The organism is Agrobacterium sp. A3-95, from assembly GCF_053521785.1.
Window position 1 is genome coordinate 857,189 of sequence record NZ_JBNWDR010000001.1, and the last position, 12,048, is coordinate 869,236.

The following is a 12,048-nucleotide window of genomic DNA, read 5'->3' on the forward strand; positions in this document are numbered from 1 at the left end:
AGGCTTGCGGCGAAAAGCTTGCCGCATTCTCTAACCTTGCGGGCTTGTCCTATCTCTGCTTTCGGGAAAGGCGGGCCATAATTTGTGCAGTGTAGTCCACCATAGGCACGATACGGGCGTAATTTAGCCTCGTGGGACCGATGACGCCGACGGCACCCACAACGCGATTTTCCTCATCCCGATAAGGTGCCACGATCAGTGACGAGCCTGACAGCGAGAAGAGCTTGTTTTCCGAGCCGATGAAAATCCTGACGCCTGAGCCACTTTCTGCAAGGTTGAGGATCTCGATGAGGTTTTCCTTGCGTTCCAGATCGTCGAACAGCAGGCGCACACGATCGATATCTTCCTCACCGGCCAGACCTTCCAGCAGGTTGGAGCGTCCGCGGACGATGAGGCGGCCGAGCTTGCCCTCTTCATTGTCGCCCGCCCATATGGCGAGACCACGTTCAATGAGGTCCTGCGCGAGCGTGCCGAGTTCCGACTGCAATTCGGCACGCTGCGTCTGAAACTGGCCCCGCAGTTCCTGCAGCGTCTGCCCGGAAAGATGGGCATTGATGAAATTTGCCGCCTCTGTCAATTGCGATGACGAAATGCCGACCGGCAATTCGATGATACGGTTTTCGACCTGATTGTGGTCCCCTACCAGCACGGCAAGCGCCTTGGTGGGCTCCAGCCGGATGAATTCAACGTGCTTGAGAATGACGTCGCTCTTGGCCGTCAGCACCAGGCCGGCACCGCGCGACATGCCTGAAAGCATGCGGCTTGCCTCCGTCAGCAACCCTTCCAGCGATTGCTCGTGGCCGGCGACTGGACCGATCTGGCGGTCGATACTGGCTCTCTCATCGGCGGGTAGATCGCCCACCTGCATGAATGCGTCCACGAAGAAGCGCAGCCCCGTCTGGGTGGGCAGTCGCCCGGCGCTGATATGCGGCGAATAGATGAGACCCAGTTCCTCGAGATCGCTCATGACGTTGCGAACGGAGGCCGGTGAAAGCGACATCGGCAACAGCCGCGACAGGCTGCGCGACCCCAAGGGTTCGCCGGTGTCGAGATAGCCTTCGACGATGCGCCGGAAAATCTCCCGCGACCGTTCATCCAGCAACGATGCCTGATCTTTTGAAAGCGGTGCGGAAAAGCCCATATCATCCGTTCTTTATCGTCAAAACTCTGTCCGTACCAATATAATGCGTTGCACCGCTGCGGCAAAATGGAAATTGGCTTTGCAAAACCCCGGGGCGCGCCTTAGAAGGCAGGAACCAACATGGAGAGTGGATCATATGCGGCCTTCAGGCAGAAAAACCGATCAGATGCGCAAGGTTTCCTTCGAGCGCAATTTCTCGAAACATGCCGAAGGTTCCTGTCTGGTCAAATTCGGTGATACGCATGTGCTCGTCACCGCAAGCCTTGAGGAAAAGACGCCACCGTGGCTGCGCAACAGCGGCAAGGGCTGGGTCACCGCCGAATACGGCATGCTGCCGCGTTCCACCCATGAGCGGATGAAGCGCGAGGCCTCGGCCGGCAAGCAGGGCGGACGCACGCAGGAAATCCAGCGCCTTATCGGCCGCTCGCTGCGCGCAGTGGTCGACCTGCAGGCGCTTGGCGAGCGCCAGATCAGCATCGACTGCGACGTCATTCAGGCCGATGGCGGCACGCGCACGGCTTCCATCACCGGCGCATGGATCGCCTTGCATGATTGCCTGAAGTGGATGGAAACCCGCAACATGATCAAGGTCGAGAAGGTCCTGAAAGACCATATCGCCGCGATCTCCTGCGGCATCTTTGCAAAACAGCCGGTCATCGATCTCGATTATCTCGAGGATTCCTCCGCCGAGACCGATGCGAATTTCGTCATCACCGGCTCCGGCGGCATCGTCGAGGTGCAGGGAACCGCGGAAGGTGCCCCCTTCTCCGAAGAGGAATTCCTGACGCTGCTCGGTCTTGCAAAGGCCGGATGCAGCGAACTGGTCGCCCTTCAGAAACAGGCAATCGCCTGAGCCGACAGGAAAACGTCATGCGCAAGCTCGATACCAGAACGATCGTCGTCGCCAGCCACAACAAGGGCAAGATCGCCGAAATCGCCGACCTGATCGGGCCTTTCGGCTTTTCAGCCAAATCGGCTGCGGAGCTGAACTTCGTGGAGCCGGACGAGACAGGCACCACCTTTGAGGAAAATGCTGCCATCAAGGCGCTTGCGTCTGCGAAGGCATCCGGCCTGCCGGCTCTGTCTGACGATTCCGGTCTGGTCATCGATGCGCTGGATGGCGCGCCGGGCGTTTACACCGCCAATTGGGCAGAAACGGCTGACGGTACGCGCGACTTCGCCATGGCCATGCAGAAGGTCGAGGATGCGCTTGCCGAACGCGGTGCAACGAAGCCGGAAGACCGCACGGGCCGATTCGTCAGCGTGCTGTGCCTTGCCTGGCCGGACGGGCATGTCGAATATTTTCGCGGTGAGGTGGAAGGCACGGTGGCGTGGCCCCCGCGCGGAACGAGCGGTTTCGGCTATGACCCGATCTTCAAACCTGAAGGTTACGACACCACATTCGGTGAAATGACCGCAGACGAAAAACACGGCTGGAAGCACGGCGATGCGTTTGCGCTCTCCCATCGTGCCCGCGCGTTCAAAAAATTCGTCGAAACCTGTCTGGAGGCATGAACCCGATGACCGGGGAGCACCAACTTTCTTCCCCCGGCGCGTCGCTTCTGCCGGATACGGGCGATCCCGGTTTCGGGATCTATCTGCACTGGCCCTTCTGTGCGGCCAAATGCCCCTATTGCGATTTCAACAGCCATGTCCGCCACCGCCCGGTGGATCAGGAACGGTTCACTGCGGCGTTCCTCAGCGAAATGGCAAAGATGCGGGCGCTCAGCGGTCCGCGTGTCGTTACCAGCATTTTCATGGGCGGCGGCACACCTTCGCTGATGGACCCGCAGACCGTAGGCGCGCTTCTTGATGGCGTTTCGCGCTTCTGGCATGTGCCTGATGGTATCGAGATCACCATGGAGGCTAATCCTTCAAGCGTCGAGGCGGAGCGGTTTCGCGGTTACCGGGCAGCCGGCGTCAATCGCGTCTCGCTCGGCGTCCAGGCGCTGAACGACCGGGACCTGAAGTTCCTTGGCCGTCTGCATGATGTTGCCGATGCGCTTAAAGCCATCCGTCTGGCGCGGGAGATTTTTCCGCGCATGTCCTTCGATCTGATTTACGCCCGCCCGAACCAGACTGTGGCCGAATGGGACGCTGAGCTGAAGGAAGCCGTCTCCTACGCCGTCGACCATCTGTCGCTCTATCAGCTCACTATCGAGGAAGGCACGCCGTTCTACGGGCTGCACAAGGCTGGCAAGCTGATCGTACCGGATGGCGAGCATTCGGCGGTGCTTTATGAAGCGACGCAGGAAATCACCGAGCGTTACGGCATGCCGGCGTACGAGGTTTCCAATCACGCCCGCCCCGGTGCGGAAAGCCGCCATAACCTGACCTACTGGCGTTATGGCGATTATGCCGGTATTGGACCCGGTGCGCATGGACGCCTGACCAATGGCGCCTCCAAGCTCGCCACCGTCACCGAGCGCCATCCCGAAACCTGGCTCGAGACCGTAGAGCGTGAAGGCCACGGCATGGTCGATCAGGAGCTTCTCGGCGTCGACGAACAGGCAGACGAATTGCTGCTGATGGGCCTTCGCCTGCGCGAAGGCATTGATCTTGCTCGCTGGAGCGATCTCTCCGGCCGCGAGCTCGACCCTGAGAAAGAGGAATTCCTGCTGCAACACGGCTTCGTGGAACGAATCGGCAATTCCCGCCTGCGCTGCACCCCTTCCGGCATGCTTATTCTGGATGCCGTGGTCGCCGATCTCGCCTGCTGACCGGCAGCCTGCCTGGTCCTGAGCCAATGAACAACCGAGAAACCAATAAAAAAGCGGCCCGAAGGCCGCTTTTTCATGCGTTGTTTTCGTTGATCAGGCGCTTCAGCAGCTCAACCTCGTGGCCGAGCTTGGTGTCGCCGGAAATCAGATCCTCGATCTTGCGCACCGCGTGAAGAACCGTGGTGTGGTCGCGACCGCCGAAACGGCGACCGATCTCGGGAAATGAGCGTGGTGTCAGCATCTTGGCCAGATACATGGCGATCTGGCGCGGCTTGACGATGACGCGGGTGCGACGGTTGGAAACCAGCTCCTGCCGCGACACATTATAATGCCTGGCGACGATGCGCTGAATATCCTCGATACGGACGCGCTTGGCCTCCCCACTGCCGACGAGGTGCGACAGCAGCTCATCGACACGGTCAACCGAGAGGTTCGGCTCGAAAGAGCGCCGGAACATCAGCTGGTTGAAGGCGCCTTCAAGCTCGCGTCCGCTCGCCGTCACGCTTTTGGCCACGTGGGTCAGGATTTCGTCCGAAATCTCGAAAGACGGATCGTCCTGACGCGCAGAACCCATGCGACGGTTGAGCATTTCGTAGCGCATGTCGTAATCGGGACCTTCGATCTCGATAGCCATGCCACCCTGAAGGCGCGAACGGACACGCGGATCAAGCGATTCCAGCTCCCACGGCGCGCGGTCAGCGGCCACGACAACCTGCTTGGCGCTGTCGAGCAGCATGTTCAACAGGTGGCAGAATTCGTGCTGGATCATCTTGCCCTGCAGGAACTGCATGTCGTCGATGACAAGAAGGTCGATATTGCGCAGGGTGTCCTTCAGCGTCAGCGCATCATTGTCGCGGATCGCGGTCGCAAAACGCCACATGAAATATTCGGCCGTCAGATAGACCACACGCGGGTTGCGCGGGCTGTCGATGGCGGCATTGGCAATCGCCTGCAGAAGGTGTGTCTTGCCAAGTCCGACACCCGCATGAATGAACAGCGGATTGAAGCGCACAGCACCGGCACCCGCTTCAGCGATCGTCTTTGCCGCCGCAAGCGCGACGCGGTTGGACGAGCCCTCGACAAAAGTGTCAAAGGTGAAACGTGTATCGAGCGGCGAACCGAACAGCGGCCCGGAGCTACCCTGCCGCAGCGTCGCCTGCGCCGCCGCAGGCTGTGCAGAAGGTGCTGTCGCCGGCTGCGACGGAATGAAGGACTTGTTGCGCGCAACCGCGCCCATGTCCTGAACGGGCTGCACCCGTTCCTCGACCTGCGCGGGGCGGGCCGGGCGGCTGGCGGAGCGGACAAGAATTTCCACCTTCAGCACGTCCGGATCCTCGCTTTGGACGAGACTGGTGATCAGATCCATATAACGGTTGTTGATCCAAGACTTCAGAAAGGTCGTCGGAACGGTAAAACGGACGACGCTTTTCGAAACGGTGTGGAGTTTGAGCCGTGCAAACCAGCTTGCATAGACCTCGGGACCAACCTGTGCCTTCAGCCGCGCGCTAAAACGTTCAAACAGCGCATCGTGCTTCATTGCCGATTTATCCCCTGCCGCTTCTGAGCAAGCTGCATCACGAGCCTGTGGTGCGCGGTCCCCATCGGCCACCGCACCCATCGCCAAATTCAATTGCATATTGCCGCCTTTCAAATTGCCAATCATAGCCTGACGATCAAAAAACGATCGCCAGAGATCCCCCTCGTATTATTTCCCGCCTCCAGCACTCCCCTCGAAAGAGCGTCAAAGACTACTACTTGTTTGCGAGCCGGTTATCCCATTTCCCTCCCCTTCATGGAGAGGCCTGCGACACGCTAAAAACGCTCCTTTCGCTACAACTGTAAGGCGCATTCTTAAGGACAAAAAGCTCCAGCCCGTTCCGAGACCGAAACGGCACAAAAAGCTCAATGACCTGAGAAAACGGACCTCGAAAGGCCCGCCAGCAAGAAGGTGAATATCGTCGATACGATCATCGAGATAATCTGTGGACTGAGATCCGCACCCCTTGTTGAAATGCATTTAGGCAGGATCGTGGGGAGAGATCAATGGCGTTTTTTCTGCAAAAACTCAGATCGACCATTGACTCGCAATGGTCGTTTTGCATCACCGGCAAGGTCCGAAGCAGAATCGCTTATGAATCAATGAGATTCAATTTTGGCATTTTTCGATAGCCCGTTTTGGCAAAAAAATAAAAATCTTCTTGACTCAAAACTGGCTGCGACTTCCGTAGAGAAAGCTTCCCATTTTTCGGGAGACCTCCGGCAATCCATTGTTTTTATTCAGTTTTTCTTGTCGCTCATCTGACACGCGTTTGTCACGTTACGGCAGGAATGATTAACGTAGGGTTAGAATCACAAAAAGCCCGGTCAAAAGACCAGGCTTTTTGAATAGTTAATTGTGATTAGCCGGATTAGGCGGAAAGAGCCTTAACGCGCTGGGCAAGACGCGACACCTTACGGGATGCCGTGTTGCCATGCAGAACGCCACGCGTCGCTGCGCGCTGGATCTCAGGCTGAGCTGCCTTCAGAGCTTCGGTGGCTACTGCCAGATCGCCCGAAGCGATAGCTTCCTCGACCTTGCGGATGAAGCCGCGAACGCGCGAACGGCGAGCCTTGTTGACTGCGGTACGGCGAGCGATCTTGCGGGTCGCCTTTTTCGCCGAAGTTGTATTGGCCATGTATGCCTCTCTTCGAATTCAAACCAAATTCCGCAACCAGAGGATCGGGTCGTTCGAAGACCTCACTTAACCCAAGAATGCGGGAGTAATTTCGGACAAGCCGGATGGCTTTCCTTAACCGTGGGCGGGCATATACCGCTAAAGCGTACGCCCGTCAACGCGCAAATGGCGGAAAACGCCGATATTCCGAATCCTTAGCGATTCCGGAAAGCGGGTTTGCGCTTTTCAACGAAGGCCGCCATGCCCTCCTTCTGATCCGCTGTTGCAAAGAGCGACTGAAAGGATCGCCTTTCATATCTCAGCCCTTCCGAAAGAGGAACCTCGAAGGAGCGATTGACGCTTTCCTTGGCCATGAGAACGGAAGCGCGAGACAGCGAGGCGATGCGCGTGGCGGCATCCACCGCCTCATCCATGAGATTTGCCGCGGGGACGATCCGCGAAACGAGGCCGGCGCGCTCTGCCTCGGCCGCATCCATCATGCGGCCGGTCAGAACCAGATCCATCGCCTTCGCCTTGCCCACCGCCCGCGTCAGCCGCTGCGAGCCGCCCATGCCGGGAATGACGCCAAGCGTGATTTCCGGCTGGCCGAATTTCGCGGTGTCCGAAGCGATGATGAAATCGCACATCATTGCCAGCTCACACCCGCCGCCCAGCGCAAAGCCGGAGACTGCGGCAATGACCGGCTTGCGGGTCGATGCGACCTCGTCCCAGCCGCCGAGAAAGTCGCCGACATAGGCATCGACAAAATCCAGCCCCTGCATTTCCTTGATGTCCGCGCCAGCGGCAAATGCCTTTTCCGACCCCGTTATAATGATCGCGCCGATGGAATCGTCAGCAGAGAACGAGGAGAGAATGTGCCGCAGCTCCTTCAGAAGCACCGAATTGAGGGCGTTGAGCGCCTTGGGCCGGTTTAGCGTGATGACGCCCACCTCTTCGCGTTTCTCGACCAGTATCGTTTCATAATCCACGGCAGTCTCCCTCGCCATTATTCCGCCTCAGCTACTTCTGGCAGGCCGCGCAATAAAAGGTCGAACGACCGGCCTGCACTATCCTTTCAACCGTACCCCCGCAGCCGGGTGTACGGCAAGGCTGGCCTTCCTGATCGTAGACTGAAAAGGAATGCTGGAAATAACCGAGCGTTCCGTCCGTCTGTATATGGTCGCGCAAGGAAGAGCCACCGGCGGCGATTGCGTCCGCGATCACGTCCCGGATCTTCTCCGTGAGGTTGATGAGCTGCGGCTTCGGCTCTCCGGTTTTGGTCACCAGCGTTCCCGCCGCCCGCAAAGGCGAGAGATGGGCACGCCACAGCGCCTCACAGACATAGATATTGCCGAGGCCCGCAATCACCTTCTGGTCCAGCAGCGTGCTTTTTAACGGCTGGCTTTTACCCTGGAACCGGCTCGCGAGATAATCCGCGCTCAGCGCGTTGCCGGTCGGTTCCGGTCCCAGCTCCGCAAAAGCGGGGTAGAGGTCGAGCTTGTTGCGCTCCACCAGATGCATGAAGCCGAAGCGGCGCGGGTCATTATAGATGACGCAGATGCGCTCTTCGCCCTTATCCAGATGAAAGACGACATGATCGTGCTTGCCGTCCTTCGAGCGGGCATAATGAAACGCGCCGGGCGCGTTCCTATTCCCTGCCTCATCTGCCGCCGCCTCGATACGGAACGAGCCGGACATTCCAAGATGGGCAACGATCGTCAGCCCGTCTTCCAGCTCTATCAAGAGATACTTCGCCCTGCGCCCGAGCGATATGATTGTCCTGCCCTCGATCAGGCCCGCGAAGTCCTCCGGGAACGGAAAGCGCAGATCGGGACGGCCAAGATGGAGCTTGCGGATTCTTGCCCCTTCCATGGTGGGCGCGAGGCCGCGTCTAACGGTTTCGACTTCTGGCAATTCTGGCATCTGGCTTATCCGGCAGTTTATCGTTAGGACCATGTGGTCTATACAATGCACGCGAAATGTCGCGCCCAGGCGATGCGGCAACAGATAGCGTCGCCATGGCGTTTCCGCTATGGTCCGCCATGCAATTAATATGGAGACAGACGATGACCGACGCCCGTACCACTGCCCAAGGCGGCATGGAAACGTCCTATGGCTTCCACAAAGTGGACGAAGGCAAAAAGCAGGGGCTGGTCAACGATGTCTTCCACAAGGTGGCCAAGCGCTACGACATTATGAACGACGTGATGTCGGCCGGCCTGCACCGGCTGTGGAAGGACGCTATGGTGTCCTCGCTTTCACCGCGCAAGGACGCCTCTTATAAGGTGCTTGACGTAGCTGGTGGCACCGGCGATATCGCCTTCCGCATCGTGGAAGCCTCCAACCGTCTGGCGCATGCCACGGTTCTCGATATCAACGGCTCGATGCTTGCCGTTGGCGAGGAGCGCGCGGCAAAACGAAAGCTCTCCGACAATCTGACCTTCGTTGAAGCAAATGCCGAGGAGCTGCCCTTCGAGGCGAATACCTTCGACGCCTATACGGTCGCCTTCGGCATTCGCAACGTACCGCGCATCGACGTTGCGCTGAAAGAAGCCTACCGCGTGCTGAAACGTGGCGGGCGACTGCTGGTGCTGGAATTTTCCGAAGTGGAAATGCCGCTACTCGACCGCGTCTATGATGCATGGTCGTTCAACGCCATTCCGCAATTCGGCAAGATGATCACCGGGGATGCCGAGCCCTATCAATATCTGGTCGAGTCTATCCGCAAATTCCCCAATCAGGAGGATTTCGCGACGATGATCCGTACCGCCGGCTTTTCGCGCGTGACCTATACAAATTACACCGGCGGTATCGCCGCCCTGCATTCCGGCTGGAAGCTTTAAGACCATGCCCGGCAAAAGCAGGAGACAAGCATAAGCATGAGCACTTTGGGCGCATATTTCCGCCTCGCAAGGGTTGGCTGGGTTCTCGTGCGCGAAGGCGTCGTGCTGGCCTTGCCATCCGATGACCTTCCTGCCTCCGCGCAAGTGATGAAGGCATTGCTGAAGCCATTCGCCCGCAGCAAGGCCAAGCGGGCGCAGCGTAGCGACCGGCTAGCGGTAGCTGTCGAGCGGCTTGGCCCGTCCTATGTGAAGATGGGACAGTTTCTGGCCACAAGGCCGGATGTGGTCGGCGCCGACTTCGCCGACGATCTTGCGAGCCTGCAGGACCGCATGGCATTTTTCCCCGCAGCCGCGGCCAAGGCTAATATTGAAGGTTCGCTCGGGCGTTCTGTTTCGGAACTCTACAGGGAATTTGGCGATCCGATCGCCGCCGCTTCCATCGCCCAGGTTCACCCGGCGATAGTGGATACGCCGAAAGGGCCGCGCAAGGTCGCCGTCAAGGTCATTCGCCCCGGCGTTCGCCAGCGCTTCCAGAACGATCTGGAGGCGATGTATCTGATCGCCGACCTGCAACAGCGTTTCGTCCGCTCTGCCCGCCGCCTGCGGCCGGTGGAAGTCACTCGCACGCTGGAACAGACAACCAAGATCGAGATGGATCTGCGGCTTGAGGCCGCCGCCCTTTCCGAACTTGCCGAAAATACCAAAGAAGACCCCGGATTCCGCGTTCCGGAGGTAGATTGGGAACGCACCGGCCGCGATGTCGTCACCATGGAATGGATCGACGGCGTCAAGATGTCGGATATTGAGGGGCTGAAGGCTGCCGGCCACGATCTGAACAAGCTGGCTGATACCCTCATCCAGTCCTTCCTGCGGCACACGTTGCGCGACGGCTTTTTCCATGCCGACATGCACCCCGGCAATCTCTTTGTCGATCCGCAGGGCATGATCGTAGCCGTGGATATGGGCATTGCCGGGCGGCTGGGCAAAAAAGAACGCAGGTTCCTTGCCGAAATCCTCTACGGCTTCATCACCCGCGATTACATGCGCGTCGCGGAAGTGCATTTCGAGGCCGGTTATGTGCCGGGCCATCACGACAAAGCCAGCTTTGCGCAGGCGATCCGCGCCATCGGCGAACCGATCCACGGCCAGCCGGCCGAGACGATCTCCATGGGCAAGTTGCTGACGCTGCTGTTCGAAGTTACCGAGCTCTTCGACATGGAAACGCGCCCGGAACTGGTGATGCTGCAAAAGACCATGGTGGTGGTGGAAGGCGTATCCCGCATGCTCAATCCGCGTTTCAACATGTGGAAAGCGGCCGATCCGGTCGTCAGCGGCTGGATAAGGGACAATCTTGGCCCGAAACGCATTGTCACCGATCTGAAGGACGGCGTGAAGGCGGCTCTCAAGCTTGCGGAAGCGGCACCCGAGATCGCTGCCAAGACGGAGAAGCTGCATTCCGACCTGGTGTATATGAGCGAGAACGGCCTGCGTTTCGACGCCCAGACCGCGGAAGCGATCGGCAAGGCGGAAGCGCGCCACACCAGATGGGGACGGGCGGCGCTCTGGGTGATTGCGCTCACGCTTCTCTATATCGCGATCAGGATCAGCTAAACGATATTCAAACTCGGCGCTCACGCCGGTGCGGCACACTTTCGAACCGAAAATCGCCGGTCTTCCAGTTCGATAGATGCGTACCATACTGCTGCAACATATCGAGGATAATGACCTGATCTTGGTTGAAAGTTAAATGATTGCCGGACGGGAATTGAGATTGATGGCAAAAAATGAAGCCGTAAAACGGATCCTTACCTATTGCTCTTGGCCCATGGTGTTTTTTCTCGGTCTTACCGGGGCTTATTTCGCTTTTTCGAGTGAGCATCCAATCGCCACATTCCTCGCCGTCTACGCGGGTGCGGTGGCCAGCCTGTTTCTTCTTGAGCGTTACATTCCCTATGAGACGGAATGGCTTCAATCTGATGGTGAAACCGTCAACAATATCGCCCACACGCTCTTGACCAAGGGGCTTGTTCAGCTTGCTGCCACGGCAGCGGTGCTCTTTCCAATGCTGACCGCCATTTTTCTGCAACCTTTGGCGGCCATGAAATTCGACCTGTGGCCTTCTCAGTTGCCGATGGTTGTTCAGGTCACGCTCGCCCTGATGATCGCTGAATTCGGTCTCTATTGGGCGCACCGTATCGCCCATGAAACGGTGTTCTTCTGGCGTTTCCACGCGCTTCATCACAGCGTTGTCCGCCTTTGGGTCGTCAATACGGGCCGTTTTCATGTGGCCGACTCGCTGTTCAAGATCGCGCTCAGCCAGATTCCGCTTTATCTCATGGGCGCGCCGTTGCAGGTGTTTTGGTGGCTCGCGGCTGTGACCGCCTTCATCGGCATTCTGACCCATTGCAATGTGGATATGAAAACCGGGCCGCTGGACTACGTGTTCAGCACGCCCCGGCTGCACCGATGGCACCACTCCAAAGAGCTGCCTGAGGGAAATACCAATTATGGTGAGAACCTTGTCATTTTCGACCAGTTGTTCGGCAGCTATTTCAATCCCGATCGCCCTTCCTCGACCAACATCGGCATCAAGGGAGAAATTGCAAAGGGCTTTCTGCCACAGCTTTTTCAGCCTTTTACAAAAGAAGGGGTTCGCCAGATCATCGGGCGAAACACGAAAGAAAATTGAA

The 12,048-nt window shown here is 58.3% G+C and carries 11 protein-coding genes; 6 read left to right on the forward strand and 5 right to left on the reverse strand.

Annotated features, from left to right (window positions below; all coding sequences use genetic code 11):
• Positions 1-49 precede the first annotated feature (49 nt).
• Positions 50-1,141 (reverse strand): heat-inducible transcriptional repressor HrcA, encoded by a 1,092-nt coding sequence (hrcA, locus tag ACQZ5Y_RS04255; protein WP_003514754.1) that lies wholly within the window; start codon positions 1,139-1,141, stop codon positions 50-52.
• A 136-nt stretch (positions 1,142-1,277) separates the two neighbouring features.
• On the opposite strand from hrcA, the gene rph reads away from it, so the two are divergent.
• The 3 genes from rph to hemW are packed head-to-tail and all read left to right on the forward strand — an operon-like array spanning position 1,278 to position 3,861.
• Positions 1,278-1,994 carry a ribonuclease PH gene (gene rph / locus ACQZ5Y_RS04260; protein WP_003514752.1) on the forward strand — a complete coding sequence of 239 codons (717 nt, stop codon included), beginning with the start codon at positions 1,278-1,280 and terminating at the stop codon, positions 1,992-1,994.
• A gap of 17 nt (positions 1,995-2,011) precedes the next feature.
• Complete coding sequence (rdgB, locus tag ACQZ5Y_RS04265; protein ID WP_003514751.1) at positions 2,012-2,656, forward strand: RdgB/HAM1 family non-canonical purine NTP pyrophosphatase; 645 nt, start codon at positions 2,012-2,014, stop codon at positions 2,654-2,656.
• Between the two features lie 5 nt (positions 2,657-2,661).
• Complete coding sequence (gene hemW / locus ACQZ5Y_RS04270; RefSeq protein WP_174049354.1) at positions 2,662-3,861, forward strand: radical SAM family heme chaperone HemW; 1,200 nt, start codon at positions 2,662-2,664, stop codon at positions 3,859-3,861.
• A 73-nt stretch (positions 3,862-3,934) separates the two neighbouring features.
• Here the strand turns inward: hemW and dnaA are convergent, their stop codons facing one another.
• The 4 genes from dnaA to mutM all read right to left on the reverse strand — a co-directional run bounded on the left by dnaA (position 3,935) and on the right by mutM (position 8,438).
• Positions 3,935-5,398 carry a chromosomal replication initiator protein DnaA gene (dnaA, locus tag ACQZ5Y_RS04275; protein ID WP_003514748.1) on the reverse strand — a complete coding sequence of 488 codons (1,464 nt, stop codon included), beginning with the start codon at positions 5,396-5,398 and terminating at the stop codon, positions 3,935-3,937.
• Between the two features lie 871 nt (positions 5,399-6,269).
• The gene (gene rpsT, locus ACQZ5Y_RS04280; RefSeq protein ID WP_003493474.1) at positions 6,270-6,536 is read right to left on the reverse strand and encodes a 30S ribosomal protein S20; all 267 of its coding nucleotides are present in this window, start codon (positions 6,534-6,536) and stop codon (positions 6,270-6,272) included.
• Between the two features lie 194 nt (positions 6,537-6,730).
• Positions 6,731-7,504: an enoyl-CoA hydratase gene (locus tag ACQZ5Y_RS04285; protein WP_174049148.1), complete on the reverse strand. Its 774-nt coding sequence runs from the start codon at positions 7,502-7,504 to the stop codon at positions 6,731-6,733.
• A 31-nt stretch (positions 7,505-7,535) separates the two neighbouring features.
• Positions 7,536-8,438: a bifunctional DNA-formamidopyrimidine glycosylase/DNA-(apurinic or apyrimidinic site) lyase gene (mutM, locus tag ACQZ5Y_RS04290; RefSeq protein ID WP_111782858.1), complete on the reverse strand. Its 903-nt coding sequence runs from the start codon at positions 8,436-8,438 to the stop codon at positions 7,536-7,538.
• 143 nt (positions 8,439-8,581) lie between these two features.
• Here mutM and ubiE point away from each other — a divergent pair, with 143 nt between their 5' ends.
• The 3 genes from ubiE to olsE all read left to right on the forward strand — a co-directional run bounded on the left by ubiE (position 8,582) and on the right by olsE (position 12,047).
• Positions 8,582-9,358, forward strand: a complete 777-nt coding sequence (gene ubiE / locus ACQZ5Y_RS04295; protein ID WP_080799684.1) for a bifunctional demethylmenaquinone methyltransferase/2-methoxy-6-polyprenyl-1,4-benzoquinol methylase UbiE — start codon at positions 8,582-8,584, stop codon at positions 9,356-9,358.
• A 36-nt stretch (positions 9,359-9,394) separates the two neighbouring features.
• Positions 9,395-10,969 (forward strand): 2-polyprenylphenol 6-hydroxylase, encoded by a 1,575-nt coding sequence (gene ubiB / locus ACQZ5Y_RS04300; RefSeq protein ID WP_003514736.1) that lies wholly within the window; start codon positions 9,395-9,397, stop codon positions 10,967-10,969.
• A gap of 163 nt (positions 10,970-11,132) precedes the next feature.
• Positions 11,133-12,047 (forward strand): ornithine lipid hydroxylase OlsE, encoded by a 915-nt coding sequence (gene olsE / locus ACQZ5Y_RS04305; protein WP_111795115.1) that lies wholly within the window; start codon positions 11,133-11,135, stop codon positions 12,045-12,047.
• Position 12,048: the final 1 nt, after the last annotated feature.